Origin of the sequence: Bradyrhizobium elkanii USDA 76 (assembly GCF_023278185.1) — a bacterium.
Lineage (GTDB): Bacteria > Pseudomonadota > Alphaproteobacteria > Rhizobiales > Xanthobacteraceae > Bradyrhizobium > Bradyrhizobium elkanii.
In genome coordinates this window covers 6439025-6457196 of sequence record NZ_CP066356.1, presented here as the reverse complement: position 1 = coordinate 6457196, position 18172 = coordinate 6439025, and the positions used below count along the sequence as shown (strand labels likewise).

The following is an 18172-nucleotide window of genomic DNA, read 5'->3' as shown; positions in this document are numbered from 1 at the left end:
TGCGGAACGATTCCGCCGGGTTTGCGTCAACTCCGTTGACCCATCCCGTTGGTCCCATTGCCGGCGGCCCCGCCGGAAGAGGAGCTGAAATGTCCGTTGCTGCGCAGACGCTACGCCCGCCGTCCAGGACACTGATGTTTCTGGAAGGCCGCGCCATTCATGAGCTCGGCGCCTTTCTTGGTGCATTGCCGCTGCTCAGCCTCGCGCCGCGCGGCGATGGGCATCCGGTGCTGGTGCTGCCGGGGCTGATTGCCTCCGACATGTCGACCCGGCCGCTGCGCGACTTTCTCAGGAGCAAGGGCTATGCCGTCAGCGGCTGGCGCCAGGGCCGCAATCTCGGGCTTCGCGCCGGCGTGCAGGACGGGATGGTCGAGCTGCTGCAGGAGATGAATGAAACCACCGGCCGCAAGGTCTCGGTGGTCGGCTGGAGCCTCGGCGGCCTCTACGCGCGCCAGCTCGCCAAGATGATGCCGGAGCGCGTGCGCCAGGTGATCACGCTCGGCAGCCCGTTTGCCGCCGGCCCGAAGTCGACCAACGCCTGGCGTGTTTATGAGATGGCCAGCGGCCGCCGCGCCGACGAGGAGGATTCCCGTTTCGGCGGCTCGCTCGCCAGCGCGCCGCCGGTGCCGACCACCGCGATCTTCAGCCGCACCGACGGCGTCTGCGCCTGGCAAGGCTGCCGCGAGCAGTCCTCGTCGATGACCGACAGCATCGAGGTCGAGAGCAGCCATTGCGGCATGGGTCATCACCCGGCCGTGGTCTACGCGGTCGCCGATCGCCTCGCGCAGAAGGAAGGCGAGTGGGCGCCGTTCGATCGCAGCGGCTGGCGCAGCATCGTTTATCCGGATCCCAACCGGTAAACGTTGCGCGAGTTTCTCTTCACCTCGCCCCGCGTGCGGGGAGAGGTCGGATCGCATCGCAGATGCGATCCGGGCGAGGGGGAGTCTCCGCGCATTTACGTCTATCCAATTTGTTGAGGCAGCCCCTCACCCCAACCCTCTCCCCGCAAGAGCGGGGCGAGGGAGCAGGGGTCGCGCACCCCGCACCCGCATTGTCGTGAATCGACAAAACGCGCTATGCGTTGGGCATGCCACAGCCGCTTGCCCGCATCGTCGATCAGCTGAAGCGCGAGCCGTCACGCACCGGCTCGATCGTCATCACCGTATTCGGCGATTCCATCGTGCCGCGCGGCGGCTCGGTGTGGCTCGGCACGCTGCTCGAATTCTTCAAGTCCCTCGACATCGACGGCAATGTGGTGCGCACCGCGATGTCGCGGCTCGCCGCCGACGGCTGGCTCGAGCGCAGCAAGGTCGGCCGCAACAGCTTCTATCGGCTGAACGCCAGGGGCCGGCAGACCTTCGACACTGCAACGCGGCACATCTACGATCCGCCGCCCTCGGACTGGACCGGCCGCTTCGAGCTGCTGCTGATCGGCAATGCCGAGGACCGCGACGCCGCGCGCGAGGCATTGAAGAATGCCGGCTTCGGCAGCCCGCTGCCCGGCGTGTGGGTCGCGCCGTCGGGCGTGCCGATCCCTGATGAGGCGTCGCGCGCGATCCGTCTCGAAGTCTCCGCGGAGGATGACAGCGGACGCCGGTTGCTCAGCGAGAGCTGGCCGCTCGATCGCACCGCGGACGCCTATCTGAAGTTCATGAAGACGTTCGAGCCGCTGCACGGCGCAATCGTCCGCGGCGAGCAGCTGAGCGACGCCGACGCCTTCACCGCGCGCATTCTCTTGATCCACCATTACCGCCGCGTCGTGCTGCGCGATCCGCTGCTGCCGGCGCCTCTGCTTCCGAAGGATTGGCCGGGCAGGGCGGCGCGGAAACTCTGCGGCGAGATCTATCGCGGGCTGCTTTCGCCGTCGGAACAATGGCTTGACGACCACGCAACCAACGAGGACGGGCCGCTGCCGAAGCCCAATGGGGCGGTGGCGCGCCGTTTCGAAGGTATCTGAACGTATTACAAAACTTTCTTGCATGTTGAAATTTATGTTATATATACCTGCCTAAACAACACACCGGGAGGTCGGGCATGTACACGCAGGCGCTCAACTCATCCGACGGCGACGATCGCGGCGTCGAGGACGTTGCCCGTGCCAGTCAGTTCCAGGCCCGCATCGATGCCGACGAGCGCATCGAGCCGAACGACTGGATGCCCGCCGCCTATCGCAAGACGCTGACCCGGCAGATTTCCCAGCACGCCCATTCCGAAATCGTCGGCATGCTCCCCGAGGGCAACTGGATCACCCGCGCGCCGTCGCTGCGCCGCAAGGCTGCGCTGCTCGCCAAGGTGCAGGACGAATGCGGCCACGGCCTCTATCTTTACGCCGCCGCCGAGACGCTCGGCACCTCGCGCGAAGAGCTGGTCGACGCGATGCTGTCGGGCAAGGCGAAATATTCCTCGATCTTCAATTACCCGACCCTGACCTGGGCCGACATCGGCACCATCGGCTGGCTGGTCGACGGCGCGGCGATCATGAACCAGATCCCGCTGTGCCGTTGTTCCTACGGCCCCTATGCGCGCGCGATGATCCGCGTCTGCAAGGAAGAGTCGTTCCACCAGCGCCAGGGCTTTGAGATCATGGTGACGCTGTGCCGCGGCACCGCGGAGCAGAAGGCGATGGCGCAGAACGCGCTCGATCGCTGGTGGTGGCCGGTGCTGATGATGTTCGGTCCGCCGGACCAGGTCAGCCAGCACAGCGACACCTCGACCAAATGGAAGATCAAGCGCTTCTCCAATGACGAGCTGCGCCAGAAATTCATCGACGCCACCGTGCCGCAGGCCGAATTCCTCGGCCTGACGATCCCCGATCCCGGCATGAAGCGGAACGCGAACGGCGATTGGGAACACAGCCCGATCGATTGGGACGAGTTCAAGCAGGTGCTGGCCGGCAACGGCCCCTGCAACCGCGATCGTCTCGCCGCGCGCCGCAAGGCGCATGAGGAGGGCGCCTGGGTGCGCGAGGCTGCAATGGCCTATGCCGAGAAGCGCAAGCGCCGCCAGCTCGCGCAAGCCGCAGAATAAGGGAGCGCTAGAGATGGCCACGCCGAACGTTCCGCTCTGGGAAGTCTTCATCCGCAGCCGCAATGGCCTCGCGCACAAGCATGTCGGCTCGCTGCATGCGGCGGACGCGACGCTCGCCCTGCAGGCCGCGCGCGACATCTACACCCGCCGCGGCGAGGGATTGTCGATCTGGGTGGTGCCCTCGAACGCGATCACCGCGTCCGATCCGTCCGAGAAGGGCATGATGTTCGAGCCGGCGGAGTCCAAGATCTACCGCCACCCGACCTTCTACGACGTCCCCGACGAAGTCGGGCATATGTGAGTTTCACCCGTCATGGTGAGGAGGCGCGGTAGCGCCGTCTCGAACCATGACGCCCCGATCGTAACTGCGGCCATCCTTCGAGACGCCTGCTGCGCAGGCTCCTCAGGATGACATCGAGCAAGTGGATGCAGGTGGAATAGGGAACATGGCAACCGCCAACATCGAAGTCTCCGAAACCCCGCTGGTGCTCTATGCGCTGCGCCGCGCCGACGATGCGCTGATCCTCGGCCATCGGCTGTCCGAATGGTGCGGCCATGCGCCCGCCCTGGAAGAGGACATGGCGCTCGCCAATATGGGCCTCGACCTGCTCGGCCAGGCCCGCGAGCTCTACAGCTACGCGGCCAAGGTCGAAGGCCGAGGCAACGACGAGGACAAGTTCGCCTATTTGCGCGACGTCAGGCAGTACCGCAATCTGCTGCTGGTCGAGCAGCCGAACGGCGACTTTGCCCGCACCATGGTGCGGCAGTTCTTCTATGCGGCATTCGCCGATCTCTGCTGGCGCGCGATGATGGCCTCGTCCGATCCGACGCTGGCCGCGATCGCGGCGAAGTCGGAGAAGGAGAGCGCCTATCATGTCAGGCATTCGTCGGAATGGATCGTCCGGCTCGGCGACGGCACCGAGGAGAGCCATCGCCGCGCGCAGGGCGCGATCGACGATCTCTGGGCCTATACCGGCGAGATGTTCGCGGTCGACGACGGCGAGCGCGGCCTGATCGACGCCGGCATTGCGATCGACCCGGCGGCGCTGCAGCCGCGCTGGCTGAAGACGGTCACCGGCATCATCAACGAGGCGACGCTGGCGCTGCCGAAGAGCGATTGGATGCAGCAGGGCGGCCGCAGCGGCAGCCACAGCGAGCATCTCGGCCATCTCCTCAGCGAGCTGCAATCGATGCAGCGGACCTTTCCGGGGGCCACATGGTGACCGTTGCGCTCAGCGATGCCGATCTGCGCCGGCGCGCCTGGCGCGCGGCCGCACAGGTGGTCGATCCCGAGATCCCGGTGCTGACCATCGCCGATCTCGGAGTGCTGCGCGATGTCGCGGTCCACGACGGGCATGTCGAGGTCGCGATCACGCCGACCTATTCCGGCTGTCCCGCCATGAACATGATCGCGCTCGAGATCGAGCTCGCGCTGGAGCGCGAAGGCATTCATCAGCCGAAGGTCCGCACCGTGCTGTCGCCGGCCTGGACCACCGACTGGATGAGCGAGGACGGTCGCCGCAAGCTCAAGGAATACGGCATCGCGCCGCCGCTGCCGGGTTCCTCGCGCCGCGCGCTGTTCGGCGAGCAGCAGGTCGCGTGCCCGCAATGCGGCTCAGGCGACACCGAACTGCTCTCCGAATTCGGCTCGACCTCCTGCAAGGCGCTGTGGCGTTGCAAGAGCTGCCGTGAACCCTTCGACTACTTCAAGTGTCATTGACCATGTCGACACCCCGATTCCACCGCCTGTCCGTCAGCGATCTGCGCCGCGAGGCGTCGGACGCGATCTCCATGACCTTTGCGATTCCCGATGATCTGCAAGGCGATTACCGCTTCACGCCCGGCCAGTATCTGACGCTGCGCACCATGATGGACGGCGAGGAGGTTCGCCGTTCCTATTCGATCTGCTCCGGTCCCGACGACGGCGAGCTGCGCATCGCGGTGAAGAAGGTCGACGGCGGCGCATTCTCGAACTGGGCCGCCGAGGAATTGAAGGCCGGCGACGAGCTCGACGTGATGACGCCGACCGGGCGTTTCGGCGTCGCCCACGCGCCGGGCGAGGCGCGGACCTATGTCGGCTTCGCCGCCGGCAGCGGCATCACGCCGATCCTCTCGATCATCAAGGGCGTGCTGGCGCGCGAGCCGGAGAGCCGCTTCTTCCTGTTCTACGGCAACCGCTCGACCGAGGGCGTCATGTTCCGCGAGGCGCTGGAGGAGCTGAAGGACCGCTTCATGCAGCGGCTCTCGGTGTTCCACGTCATCTCGGGCGAGGAGCAGGACATTCCGATCCTGCACGGCCGGCTCGACGGCGAGAAGGTGCGGGTGCTGCTGCGCTCGCTGGTGCCGGCTGAAACCGTCGATCACGTCTTCGTCTGCGGCCCGGCCGCGATGAGCGAGACCATCGAGGCGACCTGCCGCGAGATCGGCATCGCCGACGAGCGTATCCATGTCGAACGCTTCGTCTCGGAGTTCGGCGGCAAGCCGCGGCCGAAGGTCGTCGTTCCCGCCGGCGCGCCGCCGAAGGCGATCGCCGGGCTGATCATCGACGGCAAGCGCCGCGAGGTCCCGGTGGCCGACGGCGAGTCGATCCTCGACGCCGCGCTGCGCGCCGGCATGGACCTGCCGTTCGCCTGCAAGGGCGGCATGTGCTCGACCTGCCGCGCCAAGCTGGTCGAAGGCGAGGCGCCGATGGATCTGAACTATTCGCTGGAGCCGTGGGAGCTGAAGGCGGGGTTCATCCTCACCTGTCAGGCCAAGCCGTGCTCTGAGAAGGTCGTGGTCGATTACGACCACGTCTAATTCTGCTCGCGCGCGTTGACACCCAAGGTGTCGCGCCCAACACTGATTTGACGCCAAGAGGCCCTCCGCAACGGGCCCGCGCACAGGGAGTTCGATGTGAACGTGAAGGCCACGCTATCGCCCGAGGATGTCGCCCGCGCTTGCGCCGACGCGATGTGGAAGGAAGACGACGCCAGCAAGGGCCTCGGCATGGAGCTCGTCGAGATCAGGCCGGGGCAGGCGGTGATGGCGATGACGGTGCAGCCGCACATGGTCAACGGCCAGCGCATCTGTCATGGCGGCTACATCTTCACGCTGGCCGATTCAGCCTTCGCCTTTGCCTGCAACAGCCGCAACGATCGCGCGGTGGCGGCGCAGGGCAACGTCACTTTCATCCGTCCCGGCAAGCTCGGGGATCGTCTGGTAGCGACCGCGCGCGAGATCTCGCGCAGCGGCCGCTCGGGAATCTACGACGTGAGCGTGACCTCCGGCGACAGCGTGATCGCCGAATTCCGCGGGCATTCGCGCGTGATACCGGGCACCTGGCTGCCCGACACGGACATTAAGGCATAAAGGCTTCAGGGGAAACGTCGATGGCAACGGCAAAGCTCAAAGTCAAGGACAGCGGTTATCACGCCGAGCTCGATGCGGCCGAACGCGCCTCGCGCGACGAGATCATGGCGCTGCAGACCAGGCGGCTGGCCTGGTCGCTCAAGCATGCCTATGACAATGTCGCGCATTACAGGAAAGCGTTCGATGCCGCCGGCGTGCATCCGTCCGATTTCAGGCAGCTGCCCGATCTCGCCAAATTTCCGTTCACGGTGAAGACCGATCTGCGCGACAATTATCCTTTCGACATGTTCGCGGTGCCGCGCGAGCAATTGGTGCGGGTCCATGCGTCCTCCGGCACGACCGGCAAGCCGATCGTGGTCGGCTACACCAGGGCCGACATCGACACCTGGGCGGACGTGATGGCGCGCTCGATCCGCGCCGCCGGCGGCCGCACCGGCATGCTGATGCACAACGCCTATGGCTACGGCCTGTTCACCGGCGGCCTCGGCGCGCATTACGGCGCCGAGCGGCTTGGCTGCACGGTGATCCCGATCTCGGGCGGCATGACCGAGCGGCAGGTGCAGCTCATCAACGACTTCCGGCCCGACATCATCACAGTGACGCCGAGCTACATGCTGGCGATCCTCGACGAGTTCAAGCGGCAGGGCCTCGATCCGCGCAAATCGTCGCTGAAGTTCGGCATCTTCGGCGCCGAGCCCTGGACCAACGCGATGCGCGTCGAGATCGAGCAGGCGTTCGACATGGACGCCACCGACATCTATGGCTTGTCGGAGGTGATCGGTCCCGGCGTCGCGCAGGAATGCGTAGAGACCAAGGACGGCCTGCACATCTGGGAGGACCACTTCTATCCGGAGGTGATCGATCCCCTGACCGGCAAGGTGCTGCCCGACGGCGAGAAGGGCGAGCTGGTGTTCACCTCGCTGACCAAGGAAGCCTTTCCGATCATCCGCTACCGCACCCGCGACCTGACGCGGCTGCTGCCCGGCACGGCGCGGCCCGGCATGCGGCGGATGGAGAAGGTGACCGGCCGCTCCGACGACATGATCATCCTGCGCGGCGTCAACGTGTTCCCGACCCAGATCGAGGAAGCGCTGCTGGCGACCGATTGGTGCGGCGGCCACTTTGTCATCGAGCTGACCCGCGAAGGCCGCATGGACGAGATGACGGTGCTCGCCGAGGCCCGGCCCGAGAGCTGGGACGGCGAAGGGCTGGTTGTTCACGCCGAGAAGGTCTCCGCCTTCATCAAGAACACGATCGGCATCTCGACCCGCGTCCGCGTCGTTGCGCCCGAGACGCTGGAGCGTTCGCTCGGCAAGGCGAAACGTGTTTACGACAAGCGGCCGAAGCAATAGCTTTATCCCCTCATGGTGAGGAGGCGCGTAGCGCCGTCTCGAACCATGAGGCCCGTCTGTGGCCGCATCCTTCGAGACGCCGCTTCGCGGCTCCTCAGGATGAGGGGTGAGAGCGGAAAACGTGGTGGAAAAGATGGCCGAAGGAGCGTTCCTCTATATTCTCCGGTGCGCGGATGGCAGCTTTTACATTGGAATAACGCGTACAGCATTGGAAATCAGAATTGCTCAGCATAACTCCGGCGTACTCGGTGGCTACACGGTGACACGCCGGCCCGTCACGCTGGTTTTCTCCCAATGGTTTGATCGCATCACGGATGCCATCGAGAACGAACGTAAGCTCAAGAAGTGGAGTCGCGCCAAAAAGGAGGCCTTTGTGCGAGGTGACTTCGCCGCGTTGCGACACCTCGCTGCGCGTCGATCGCCGTATCCCTCAACCCCGCCTGGTGGTGTAGACTGAGGCGTTCCTTGGGATATTACCTCTTGATCTAATCCACGAGTCCGTTAGTTACGATGAAAGTCCCGTGGAGCCGGCCGGTGAGGGCTTCAGCGCGCGGCACCACGTCCCTCAGCCGGAGATATGGATGCAATCCGCTTCCAAACCCGACAGTCATCCTGTCGACGCGCGCTGCGTCCGCCTGCTGACAAAGGCCGAGAACGCTGCGGCGGTGGCGCCGGTGGTCGAGACTCATGCACTTTCGCGCGGCGACAACGACGTCTTGATCGAGGTGAAGGCGGCGGCGGTCAATCCGTCCGACGTGAAAGCCGCGACCGGGCTGATGCCCTATGCCGTGTTCCCGCGCACCAGTGGTCGCGACTACGCCGGCGTCGTGATCGATGGTCCCGCTGAATTTATCGGGCGCGAGGTGTTCGGCTCGTCCGGTGACCTCGGCATCCGCCGCGACGGCACCCATGCCACGCACCTGGCGGTCGAGCGCGGTGCCGTGGTGGAGAAACCCGCCGGCATCTCCTGGGACGAAGCCGCCGGGATCGGCGTGCCCTTCGTCACCGCGATGGAAGGCCTGCGCCGCGCCGGCCTGCCGAAGGCGGGGGAGACCGTGCTGGTGATGGGCGTCAACGGCAAGGTCGGGCAGGCCGCGGTGCAGATCGCGAGCTGGCACGGCGCGCGCGTGATCGGCGTGGTGCGCAAGAGCGAGCCCTATGAGGGCCACAGCAATTCGCCGGTCGAGGTGATCGACGCCTCGACCTCCGACGTCGCCGCTCGCGTGCGCGAGCTGACCGGCGGCAAGGGCGCCGACATCGTCTACAACACGGTCGGCGATCCCTATTTCCAGGCCGCGCACAAGTCGCTGGCGCTGCGCGGCCGCCAGATCCTGATCGCGGCGGTCGACCGTATCGTGCAGTTCAACATCCTCGAATTCTACCGCGGCCAGCACACCTATGTCGGCATCGACACGCTTGCGTTGTCGTCGGTTGCGACCGGCGAGGTGTTGCGCGAGCTTGCGCCGGGCTTTGCCGGCGGACATCTGAAGCCATTCCCGATCAAGCCGAGCGCGATCTATCCGCTGGAACAGGCCAAGGCGGCGTTTGTTGCCGTGGCAGGCTCGTCGCGCGACCGCGTGATTTTGCGACCGTGATGACGGGATAGCCGAGAGAACCCGCATGGACCCCGCCACGATCGTCATCATCGCCGCCCTGATCATCGGCCTGATCTATGGCGCGGTCGGGCTGCTCAGCGGCTTCTGCATGATGAGCGGCCTGCGCGGCTGGTGGGCGGAGGGCGACGGCCGCCTGGCGCGCACCTATGCGCTGGCGATGGGCGTCGCGATCGCGGCCTCGCAGCTTTTGGCGGCGGCAGGCCTCGTCGATCTCGGCAAGTCGATCTATCTGCAGCCGTCCTTCTCGGCGCCGGTGATGTTCCTCGGCGGGCTGCTGTTCGGCTACGGCATGGTGCTGTCGAACGGCTGCGGCTCGCGGGCGCTGGTGCTGCTCGGGCGCGGCAATCTGCGCTCCTTCGTGGTCGTGATCGTGCTCGGCATTTTCGCCGAGATGACGCTGAAGGGCCTGATCGCCCCGGTGCGGATCGCGATGGTGCAGGCCTCGCAGGCCACGGTTGCCGCCAGTTCGGTGCCGGCGCTTCTGGCAAGCATCGGCCTCGGCGCGGTGCCGGCGCGAATGGTCGCGGCGTCAGCGCTATCAGCCGTCCTGATCATCTTCGCCTTCTCCCATGCGCCATTCCGGAAATCATTCGGACAGATCGCGGCCGGCCTGATCGTCGGCCTGCTGGTGGCGGGAGGCTGGTACGCGACCGGCTATCTCGGCGCCGATGATTTCAATCCGGTGCCGGTGACGTCGCTCACCTTCATCGCGCCGATCGCCGACGCCCTGCAATATGTGATGCTGTCGACCGGCTCGACGCTCAATTTCGGCATCGTCACCGTATTCGGCGTGTTCGCCGGCAGCCTGGTCACGGCGCTGGCCACCGGGCGCTTCCAGCTCGAAGGCTACCGCTCGCCGCAGCACATGCTGCGCTCGGCAAGCGGCGCCGCGCTGATGGGCGCAGGCGGTGTGATGGCGTTCGGCTGCTCGGTCGGGCAGGGCCTGACCGGACTGTCGACGCTGTCGCTGTCGTCGCTCATCGCGATCGCCGGCATCATGCTCGGCACCGGCGCCGGCCTGCGCGGCGCGCTGCGGGTCAGGCCGCTCGCAACGGCGTGAAGTTAGTTCTACTGTGTCAGGAATCCCTCATGGTGAGGAGCGCGAAGCGCGTCTCGAACCATGCGGCCCGGCCAGTGGCCTCGTCCTTCGAGACGCTTGCAGCGCAAGCTCCTCAGGATGAGGGGATAGACCGGTTATGACGCAGTAGAATTAGGCTAAGCCCGCGCAGGCGCGTCCGCGAGCGAGCTCAGCGCGATCCCGCCGACGATCAGCGCCGCGGCAATCGCCAGCGAGAGGTCGATCGGCTCGCCGAGCAAGAGTGCCGCGGTCACGATGCCGACGATCGGCGTCGCTGTGGTGCCGAGCGAGGTCGTCAGCGCCGGCAGGCTCTTGTTGACCATCGACATCGCCCAATAGGCCAGCGCTGTGCCGATGAAGCCGGAATAAAGGAACAGCAGCACGAGGTGCGGCGACCATGTCACCGTGGGCACGCCCTCGGTGACCAGCGCCGTCATGGTCAGCACCAGCGTCGCGACCAGCACCTGCCACAGCAAGAGCTGCAGCGGCGTCGCGATCCAGCGGTGCGAGCGGATATAGATGATGTTCGCGGCCCAGCAGATCGCCGCGATGATGATCATGCCGGCGCCGGCGATGACATGCAGATTGCTCCAGTCCAGCGATGCCGGGTTGAGGATCACGCAGAGGCCGGCGAGCCCCGACGCGACACCGACGAGCTTGAGCGTTCCGAGCCGTTCGGTCCGTGCGGCGGCCGCGGCAAGCGCGACCCAGAGCGGCGTGGTGTAGCCGAGCACGACGCCCTTGCTGGCCGGCAGATAGCGCAGGCCGGCGGCGACCAGCGTCGAGAAGAATGTCATGTGCAGCAGGGCGACGCTGAGCACGACCGGGACATCGGCGATCCGTGGAATGATCAAATTGCCGCTGGCGCGCAGGATCACGAGCAGGGCGGCCAGCGCGACCCAGCTGCGGATCGAGGCGGTCCACAGCGGCGGCACCGCCTCGACCAGCGATTTCGTGACCGACCAGTTGATGCCCCAGGCCAGCACGACGACGATGAACAGGGCGGCGGCTTTGGCAGGGGATAGCGATGGGCTCACGGGCGGCATCCTTGCAGGCGATACCGCTCGTGAATAGGATCGCACTGGCGCTCTCGAAAGAGCCAGATTTGACAGATATGAGGAGCCAGATTGATCCTTGCCGAATTGCTCGCGCTGAAGCGTGCCGACGATGCCGGGCTGGCCGCGCAGCTGACCCAGCAGCTGCGCGCGCTGATGGCGGGCGGCCGGATCAGAAGCGGCGCCATGCTGCCGTCGAGCCGCAACCTTGCGGCCGAGCTCGACGTGGCGCGCAACACCGTGACGCATGCCTATGAGCAGCTGGCGGCCGAAGGATATCTGCGGGTCGCGGCGCGGCGGCGGCCGGTTGTGACCGACGATATCGAGGCGCGCTTCGCCAAACCTGCGCTGGCGCCAAAGCGCGAGGCCGCCCGCAAACCGTTGCTGTCGCCTTGGGCCTTGCAGCTCTCCGATAGCGATTGGCCGCTGTCCTACCAGGCGGATTTCCGGCCGCTCCGTCCCGGGCTTGCGGATGCGCGCGAGTTTCCGCACGAGATCTGGGCGCGCTGCCTGCGTCGCAGCGCGCTGCGCCGCCGCTTCAACGACCAGACCGTGGTCAACCGGCCGGGCCTGCGCGAGGCGTTGTGCGACTACCTCGAGGTCAACAGGGGCGTGCGCGCCGAGGCCGATCAGATCCTGATCCTGCCGACGGCGCAGGCGGCGCTGACGCTGATCGCCGCGACCACCATCGTGGCCGGCGATGCGGTGTGGACCGAGGATCCCGGCTATCCCGGCGCCGCGGCGGCGTTTCGCGCCGCCGGTGCCGACGTCGTCGGTGTCAGGCTGGATCAATGGGGCATGATGCGGATGCGCGCGACGCGCGCGCCGAAGCTGATCTTCACCACGCCGTCGCATCAGCACCCGACCGGGCGGGTGATGCCGGTCGCGCGCCGCACCGAGCTGTTGGCCTCTGCGGAGCGCGGCAAGACCTGGATCGTCGAGGACGACTACGACGGCGAGTTTCACTATGACAGCCGCCCGATGCCGGCGCTGCAGGGGCTCGATCGCGAGGGGCGCGTGCTCTATCTCGGCACCTTCGCCAAGGCGATGACCGCCGATATCCGCCTCGGCTATCTGGTGGTGCCGCCACAGCTGGCACGGACGATGGAGATCGCGCAGCGCCATCTCGGGCTGATCGCCTCCGTGCATGTCCAGGAGGCGCTGGCCGGCTTCATGGCCGACGGGCATTTCCTGGCCCATGTCAGGCGGATGCGGCGCATCTATCGCGGGCGCCGCGACCATCTTGCGACAGCGCTGACGCGGCATCTCGATCCGGTGCTCACCGCCGAGATCCCGCCAGGCGGCATGCAGCTGATTGCCCGCTTCAAGGACGGCACCGTGGACCGGAACGCCGTGGCACGGCTGGTGGCCGCCGGGGTCGAGGTGCGCGCGCTGTCGAGTCTTGCGCTGGAGCGGCCGCGCGACCACGGCCTGTTGCTCGGCTTCGCCGCCTGGCGCGAGAGCGAGATCGGCGCCGCGGTGCGGATCATGGCGAACTGCCTGACCGGCAAGCGCGCGGCGCGTGGGTAGAGGGGCGTTCGCACAATTTCGGAATAATGGAATAGTATCCCTGAGTTGCCCGACGTGTCAAGTTGCCTTGTCGAGCAGTTGCCTGGTCGAATGCCGGCCGCCGGCTCCTTTGCATGGGGTTGTTTTCGATATTTTTCAGCGCGCCCCCAGCGACGGCCCACAGGTGAGAGGGGGCACTGCCCAGATGCTGCTACGGCTCGGCCTTTCCCCGCTACGTCGCGGGCTCACTCCGCCTCCTTGGTGACGATCCGTATCTCCGACGTCAGCGTCTTGTGCACCGGGCATTTGTCGGCGATCTCCATCAGCCGCTTGCGCTGGTCGGCATCGAGGTCGCCCTCGATCCTGATGACGCGGTCGATCTGTTCGAGCATGCCCTCGCGGGTCTCGCACTCCTCGCAATCCTTGGCGTAGATCTTGCTGTGCGTCAGCGTCACCGTGACGCGATCGAGCGGCAGCGACTTGCGGTCGGCATACATCCGCATCGTCATCGAGGTGCAGGCGCCTAACCCGGCCAGCACGAAGTCGTAGGGGCCGGGGCCGGAGTCCTGGCCGCCGACCGCGACCGGCTCGTCGGCCAGCATGCGATGCGGGCCTGCCGTGACGATCTGCTGAAACTTGCCGGCGCGGGTCTCCTGCACCACGACGTTGCGCGGCGCAGTGCCGGTATCCGCCGCCGGCTGCGGCGCGAGGTCGATGTAGCGTTCGGCCCAGGCCCCGATCAGGTCGGCGACATAGGCGGCATCCTGCTTGCCGCTCAAGAGATGATCGGCGCCGGCCAGCGAGACGAAGCTCTTGGGGTGCCTGGCGGCGCTGAAGATATGCGTGGCGTTGTCGATGCCGACGGTGTCGTCGGTCGGCGAATGCATGATCAGCAGCGCCTTGTGCAGCTGCTTCACCTGCGCCATCAGATTCTGCTCGGCGACGTCGTCGAGGAATTCTCGCTTGATGCGGAACGGGCGGCCGGCGAGCGAGACTTCGCCTTCGCCCTGCGTGCGGATGTCCTCGATCCGGTCCTTGAAGAAATGCGTGACATGGACGGGATCGGAGGGCGCGGCGATGGTGGCGACCGCCTTGGCTTCGGGGATCTGACCCGCGGCGGCCAGGATCGCGGCGCCGCCGAGGCTGTGGCCGATCAGGATCGCGGGTGCCTTGCGCGTCTCGCGCAAATGGTCGGCGGCGCGGACGAGATCGGCGACGTTCGACGAGAAGGTCGAGTTGGCGAACTCGCCCTCGCTGGAGCCGAGGCCGGTGAAGTCGAAGCGCAGCGTGGCGATGCCCTTGGCCGCGAGCGCGACCGCGATGCGCTTTGCGGCCAGCACGTCCTTGCCGCAGGTGAAGCAGTGCGCGAACAGCGCATAGGCCTTGATCGGCCCGTCGGGCGTGTCAAGCGCGGCGGCCAGCTGATGGCCGCCCACACCGGTGAATTGAAAGCGTTCGTGCGGCACGGGCAGGCTCCATCATCTCGTTGGTTTGTCAGTCGCCAGAATAGCGCTGTTCGGCCCAGGGATCACCGCGATTGTGATAGCCGCGCACCTCCCAGAAGCCGGGCGCGTCCTCGGTGAGGAATTCGATGCGCTGCAGCCACTTCGCGCTCTTCCAGAAATACAGATGCGGCACCACGAGCCGCACCGGGCCGCCATGCTCCTGCTCCAACGGCTTGCCCGACCAGCTATGGGCGAGCAGCGCGTCCTCGGCGGCAAAGTCCTCGATCGGCAGGTTCGTCGTATAGCCGTCATACGAATGCAGCGCGACGAAGCGCGCCCCCTCGCGCGGCTGGCAGGCGGCGAGCAGGTCGCGGGTGGCGAGCCCCTCCCACTGATTGTCGTAGCGCGACCAGGTTGTGACGCAGTGGATGTCCGAGACGAATTGCGTCTGCGGCTGCGCCATGAACTGCTGCCAGGTCCAGTAGATGGTCTGCTCGACCGCGCCGTAGACGTCGAGCCGCCAGCGCTCCCGGGAGATGTTCGGCATCAGCCCGAGATCGAGCACCGGCCAGTCCGCCGTCAGGTGCTGGCCCGGCGGCAGGCGCTGCTCCTGCGGCCGGGTGACCTTGCCGGTGAGGAATTTGCCTTCGCGTGCCCAGCGCTGCTTGCTGCGCGTCAGCTTGCTCTCGGGCGGTTCGCTATCGTCGGTCATGGGCGTTGCGCCGTCACTCGTGGCGATGCATCGCGGAGTCGCGCTTGGTATCGCGCATCGTCGAATAGATCAGCAGCGACAGGAAAATCATGCCGCTGAGATAGTAATAGAACCAGTCCTCATGCCCGATGCTCTTGAAATAGAGCGCGACCGCCGGCGCGGTGCCGCCGAAGATCGACACCGTGATGGCGTAGGGCAGGCCGACGCCGAGCGCGCGGACATTGGTCGGGAACAGCTCGGCCTTCACGATCGCGTTGATCGAGGTGTAACCGGCGACGAAGATCCAGGCGCCGCAGATCAGAAGGAAGGCCATGAACGGCGACTTGGTGTCCTTCAGCGCGGTCAGGATCGGGATCGTGCCGAGCGTGCCGGCGATGCCGAAGAAGATCAGCAGCGGCTTGCGACCGATTTTATCGGAGAGTCCGCCATAGATCGGTTGCAGGATGGTCGCGAAAATCAGCGAGCCGAAGATCACGAAGGTGGTCTGGTCCTCGGTGAGGCCGACCGACAGCTTCACGAAGGTCTGCATGTAGGTGGTGAAGGTATAGAACGCTGCGGTGCCGCCGGCGGTGAGACCGACCACCAGCAGCAATTCGCGCGGATAGTTCAACAGGCCGACGATCGAGCCGGTCGGCTTGGAAACCTTCTTGGCCTCCTCGAAGGCCTCGGTCTCATGCAGGCCGCGCCGCATCACCGCCGCGACGATCGCGAGCATGGCGCCGATCACGAACGGAATCCGCCAGCCCCAGGCCTTCAGCTCGTCCGGCGTCAAAAACACCTTTTGCAGCAACAGCAGCACGATGATCGCGGTGAGCTGGCCGCCGATCAGCGTGACGTATTGGAAGCTGGAGTAGAAGCCGCGGTGCTTGGGATCGGCGACCTCGCTGAGATAGGTGGCGCTGGCGCCATATTCGCCGCCGAGGCTCAGGCCCTCGATGACGCGGGCCAGCGCCAGGATCGCCGGGGCCGCGATGCCGATCGTGGCATAGGTCGGCGTCACCGCGATGATCAGCGAGCCGAAGCACATGCAGACCACCGAGAGCGTCAACGACAGCCGCCGGCCATAGCGGTCGGCGATGAAGCCGAACAGCCAGCCGCCGAGCGGGCGCATCAGGAAGGTCGCGGCAAACAGCACGGCGGCATTGAGCTGCTGCACCACCGGATCGCTGTGCGGGAAGAACGCCGGCGCGAAATACAGCGCAAACGCCGTGTAGGCGTAGAAATCGTACCACTCGACGAGATTGCCAACCGAGCCGATGAAGATCGCCTTCACCCGCCGCTCGACGTCGTGGATGTCGAGATGATCGCTCGCGGGCTGAGCGGTTTGTTCGGACATGGCATTGCTCCCGGACTCGTCGGTTCGATTCCGGGGCAAGCTACCTCATTGGGTGACGCGATGTAACCGCTGTCCGGTTCCTCAGGCGTTGTTGCCGAACAGAACGGGCAGTTGACGCGGGCCGCGCACCGTGCCTTCCGACCAGGCGACCTTGCCGGCCGGATCGAGCCGGAAATCCGGGATCCGCTTCAGCCATTCCTCGATCGCGACCTGCATTTCCATCCGCGCGAGGTTGGAACCGACGCAGCGGTGGATGCCGAGACCGAAGGCGGCGTGGCGGTTCTCCTTGCGGTCGATCACCACCTTGTCCGCATCGGGGAACATGGCGGGATCGCGATTGGCTGCGGGGAAGGACAACAGCACCATGTTGCCCGCCTTCACCGGGCAACCGGAGATCGTGGTCTCCTTCATCACCTCGCGCGCCATCGTCACCGGCGAATAGGCGCGCAGGAATTCCTCGATCGCGGTCGGGATCAGTGCCGGCTCCGCGATCAGGCGCTCGCGATCGGCCGGCGTCTTGGCGAGGTGCCAGAGCGAGGAGCCGATCGCGCTCCAGGTGGTGTCGATGCCGGCGATCAGAAGCAGCCGCAGCGAGCCGAGCACATGCTCGTCGGTGAGGGGCTGGCCGCCGGGGCCCTTGGCCCGCAGCAGCTGCGAGATCAGATCGTCGCCCGGCTCAAGCTTGCGCTGCTCGAGATGGGCCACGAAGTAGCCGGTCATCTCGCGGACGCCGTTCATCAGCTCGTCTTCGTTCTTGATGCCGAGCTCGAGGATCTGGTGGATCCATTTGATGAAGAGATCGCCGTCCTTCTCGGGAATCCCCAGCATATGGGCGATGGCGCGCACCGGGATGTGCTTGGTGTAGCGCGCGGCGGCGTCGCAATGGCCATCGGCGATGAAGTCGTCGATCAGCTCGTTGCAGATCGCGCGCACCCGCGGCTCCAGCCGCTTCATCGCGTCCGGCGTGAACGGCGGCAGCAGCACTTGCTTGGCGGGCTTGTGCTCCGGCGGATCGGAGGTGATCGGCGGCGCGCGGGCGGTGATCTCGGGGCGGACGTCGCGCACGATGACGCGGCGCGAGGAGAAGTGCTCGGTGTCGTAGGCGATCTCCTTCACCGCCTGATAGGTGGTCGGCATGTAGCAGCCGAGGAAACGCTCGGTATGTACGACGGGCGAAGCCGCGCGCAGCGTCTCCCAGATCGGGAACGGGTCGTCGGTCCAGACCGGATCGGTATGGTCGAAATCATGGACCCAGTCGGTGACCGGGGGATGTTCGGGCAGATAGCTTGCGGACGGGGAATCGGACATCAGCTCGTTTCCTTCTCGTTCGATCAAACGCTGGTCGGCTCAACGGGCGGCGCGCGGCCGTTCCCGGCTCGCCGTTATTCCTCGGTGACTTCGATCGCGATTTCCGGGCAATTGGTCTGCGCGAGCCAGGCCTTGTCCTCGAGCCCGGCCGGGACGGTGCCGTCGCCGACCTCATGGGCGTTGCCGTATTCGTCGAGCTCGAACAGTTCGGGGGCGAGTGATTTGCAGCGGGCGTGACCCTGGCACTTGTTCTGGTCGACGCGGATTCTGAGCTTGGACATGCAAGCACCCTCCCTCGGCTCTGGCGCATTGTGGGTTGCGCCCGGTTCCTCATTCCAGTTTATGCAAGTCTTGCTTAGGCAAGTTCTTGTTTAGGCAAGTTC

The 18172-nt window shown here is 66.1% G+C and carries 19 protein-coding genes; 13 read left to right on the top strand and 6 right to left on the bottom strand.

Annotation, left to right across the window (positions count from 1 at the left end):
* The first annotated feature begins 89 nt into the window (after window positions 1-89).
* The 12 genes from JEY66_RS31105 (at window position 90) to JEY66_RS31050 (ending at window position 10406) form a co-directional block, all read left to right on the top strand.
* On the top strand, window positions 90-860 hold the full coding sequence (locus JEY66_RS31105) for an esterase/lipase family protein (protein ID WP_018270502.1): 771 nt from the start codon (window positions 90-92) through the stop codon (window positions 858-860).
* Window positions 861-1087: 227 nt separating this feature from the next.
* On the top strand, window positions 1088-1957 hold the full coding sequence (gene paaX / locus JEY66_RS31100; protein WP_018270503.1) for a phenylacetic acid degradation operon negative regulatory protein PaaX: 870 nt from the start codon (window positions 1088-1090) through the stop codon (window positions 1955-1957).
* 77 nt (window positions 1958-2034) lie between these two features.
* Window positions 2035-3027 (top strand): 1,2-phenylacetyl-CoA epoxidase subunit PaaA, encoded by a 993-nt coding sequence (paaA, locus tag JEY66_RS31095; RefSeq protein WP_018270504.1) that lies wholly within the window; start codon window positions 2035-2037, stop codon window positions 3025-3027.
* A 13-nt stretch (window positions 3028-3040) separates the two neighbouring features.
* Entirely contained in the window at window positions 3041-3328 is a 288-nt protein-coding gene (gene paaB / locus JEY66_RS31090; RefSeq protein WP_016842890.1) for a 1,2-phenylacetyl-CoA epoxidase subunit PaaB, read from the top strand.
* A 145-nt stretch (window positions 3329-3473) separates the two neighbouring features.
* The gene (gene paaC / locus JEY66_RS31085) at window positions 3474-4250 is read left to right on the top strand and encodes a 1,2-phenylacetyl-CoA epoxidase subunit PaaC (protein ID WP_018270505.1); all 777 of its coding nucleotides are present in this window, start codon (window positions 3474-3476) and stop codon (window positions 4248-4250) included.
* Entirely contained in the window at window positions 4244-4747 is a 504-nt protein-coding gene (paaD, locus tag JEY66_RS31080; RefSeq protein ID WP_018270506.1) for a 1,2-phenylacetyl-CoA epoxidase subunit PaaD, read from the top strand. The genes paaC and paaD overlap by 7 nt, the downstream gene beginning before the upstream one ends.
* Window positions 4748-4749: 2 nt before the next feature.
* Window positions 4750-5826, top strand: a complete 1077-nt coding sequence (paaE, locus tag JEY66_RS31075; RefSeq protein ID WP_018270507.1) for a 1,2-phenylacetyl-CoA epoxidase subunit PaaE — start codon at window positions 4750-4752, stop codon at window positions 5824-5826.
* Window positions 5827-5922: 96 nt separating this feature from the next.
* Window positions 5923-6378, top strand: coding sequence for a hydroxyphenylacetyl-CoA thioesterase PaaI (gene paaI / locus JEY66_RS31070; protein ID WP_018270508.1), 456 nt, complete (start codon window positions 5923-5925; stop codon window positions 6376-6378).
* Window positions 6379-6398: 20 nt separating this feature from the next.
* A complete protein-coding gene (gene paaK / locus JEY66_RS31065; protein ID WP_018270509.1) occupies window positions 6399-7730 on the top strand; it encodes a phenylacetate--CoA ligase PaaK in 1332 nt (443 codons plus the stop codon).
* 133 nt (window positions 7731-7863) lie between these two features.
* Entirely contained in the window at window positions 7864-8187 is a 324-nt protein-coding gene (locus JEY66_RS31060) for a GIY-YIG nuclease family protein (protein WP_026192481.1), read from the top strand.
* A 124-nt stretch (window positions 8188-8311) separates the two neighbouring features.
* A complete protein-coding gene (locus JEY66_RS31055) occupies window positions 8312-9325 on the top strand; it encodes a quinone oxidoreductase family protein (RefSeq protein WP_026192482.1) in 1014 nt (337 codons plus the stop codon).
* A gap of 25 nt (window positions 9326-9350) precedes the next feature.
* On the top strand, window positions 9351-10406 hold the full coding sequence (locus JEY66_RS31050; RefSeq protein WP_018270511.1) for a YeeE/YedE family protein: 1056 nt from the start codon (window positions 9351-9353) through the stop codon (window positions 10404-10406).
* A 155-nt stretch (window positions 10407-10561) separates the two neighbouring features.
* Here the strand turns inward: JEY66_RS31050 and JEY66_RS31045 are convergent, their stop codons facing one another.
* On the bottom strand, window positions 10562-11470 hold the full coding sequence (locus tag JEY66_RS31045; RefSeq protein WP_018270512.1) for a DMT family transporter: 909 nt from the start codon (window positions 11468-11470) through the stop codon (window positions 10562-10564).
* 81 nt (window positions 11471-11551) lie between these two features.
* On the opposite strand from JEY66_RS31045, the gene pdxR reads away from it, so the two are divergent.
* Entirely contained in the window at window positions 11552-13009 is a 1458-nt protein-coding gene (gene pdxR / locus JEY66_RS31040) for a MocR-like pyridoxine biosynthesis transcription factor PdxR (RefSeq protein ID WP_018270513.1), read from the top strand.
* Window positions 13010-13233: 224 nt separating this feature from the next.
* Here pdxR and JEY66_RS31035 read toward each other — a convergent pair whose 3' ends face one another.
* From JEY66_RS31035 to JEY66_RS31015, 5 genes are all read right to left on the bottom strand, one after another.
* Window positions 13234-14454 carry a bifunctional alpha/beta hydrolase/OsmC family protein gene (locus JEY66_RS31035; RefSeq protein WP_018270514.1) on the bottom strand — a complete coding sequence of 407 codons (1221 nt, stop codon included), beginning with the start codon at window positions 14452-14454 and terminating at the stop codon, window positions 13234-13236.
* A gap of 28 nt (window positions 14455-14482) precedes the next feature.
* Window positions 14483-15145, bottom strand: coding sequence for a sulfite oxidase-like oxidoreductase (locus JEY66_RS31030; RefSeq protein WP_016842878.1), 663 nt, complete (start codon window positions 15143-15145; stop codon window positions 14483-14485).
* A 13-nt stretch (window positions 15146-15158) separates the two neighbouring features.
* Window positions 15159-16481, bottom strand: coding sequence for an MFS transporter (locus JEY66_RS31025; RefSeq protein ID WP_016842877.1), 1323 nt, complete (start codon window positions 16479-16481; stop codon window positions 15159-15161).
* Between the two features lie 81 nt (window positions 16482-16562).
* On the bottom strand, window positions 16563-17789 hold the full coding sequence (locus tag JEY66_RS31020; protein ID WP_018270515.1) for a cytochrome P450: 1227 nt from the start codon (window positions 17787-17789) through the stop codon (window positions 16563-16565).
* Window positions 17790-17863: 74 nt separating this feature from the next.
* The gene (locus JEY66_RS31015) at window positions 17864-18070 is read right to left on the bottom strand and encodes a ferredoxin (protein ID WP_018270516.1); all 207 of its coding nucleotides are present in this window, start codon (window positions 18068-18070) and stop codon (window positions 17864-17866) included.
* Window positions 18071-18172 lie beyond the last annotated feature (102 nt).

Excerpts from the sequence above, each read along its gene's own strand:
- JEY66_RS31020 (WP_018270515.1), bottom strand. The coding sequence starts at position 17,789 with ATGTCCGATTCCCCGTCCGCAAGCTATCTGCCCGAACATCCCCCGGTC.
- paaE (WP_018270507.1), top strand. The coding sequence starts at position 4,750 with ATGTCGACACCCCGATTCCACCGCCTGTCCGTCAGCGATCTGCGCCGC.
- JEY66_RS31015 (WP_018270516.1), bottom strand. The coding sequence starts at position 18,070 with ATGTCCAAGCTCAGAATCCGCGTCGACCAGAACAAGTGCCAGGGTCAC.
- paaA (WP_018270504.1), top strand. The coding sequence starts at position 2,035 with ATGTACACGCAGGCGCTCAACTCATCCGACGGCGACGATCGCGGCGTC.
- JEY66_RS31030 (WP_016842878.1), bottom strand. The coding sequence starts at position 15,145 with ATGACCGACGATAGCGAACCGCCCGAGAGCAAGCTGACGCGCAGCAAG.
- JEY66_RS31045 (WP_018270512.1), bottom strand. The coding sequence starts at position 11,470 with ATGCCGCCCGTGAGCCCATCGCTATCCCCTGCCAAAGCCGCCGCCCTG.
- paaX (WP_018270503.1), top strand. The coding sequence starts at position 1,088 with ATGCCACAGCCGCTTGCCCGCATCGTCGATCAGCTGAAGCGCGAGCCG.
- JEY66_RS31055 (WP_026192482.1), top strand. The coding sequence starts at position 8,312 with ATGCAATCCGCTTCCAAACCCGACAGTCATCCTGTCGACGCGCGCTGC.
- JEY66_RS31060 (WP_026192481.1), top strand. The coding sequence starts at position 7,864 with ATGGCCGAAGGAGCGTTCCTCTATATTCTCCGGTGCGCGGATGGCAGC.
- JEY66_RS31025 (WP_016842877.1), bottom strand. The coding sequence starts at position 16,481 with ATGTCCGAACAAACCGCTCAGCCCGCGAGCGATCATCTCGACATCCAC.
- paaD (WP_018270506.1), top strand. The coding sequence starts at position 4,244 with ATGGTGACCGTTGCGCTCAGCGATGCCGATCTGCGCCGGCGCGCCTGG.
- JEY66_RS31105 (WP_018270502.1), top strand. The coding sequence starts at position 90 with ATGTCCGTTGCTGCGCAGACGCTACGCCCGCCGTCCAGGACACTGATG.
- paaK (WP_018270509.1), top strand. The coding sequence starts at position 6,399 with ATGGCAACGGCAAAGCTCAAAGTCAAGGACAGCGGTTATCACGCCGAG.
- JEY66_RS31050 (WP_018270511.1), top strand. The coding sequence starts at position 9,351 with ATGGACCCCGCCACGATCGTCATCATCGCCGCCCTGATCATCGGCCTG.
- paaC (WP_018270505.1), top strand. The coding sequence starts at position 3,474 with ATGGCAACCGCCAACATCGAAGTCTCCGAAACCCCGCTGGTGCTCTAT.
- paaB (WP_016842890.1), top strand. The coding sequence starts at position 3,041 with ATGGCCACGCCGAACGTTCCGCTCTGGGAAGTCTTCATCCGCAGCCGC.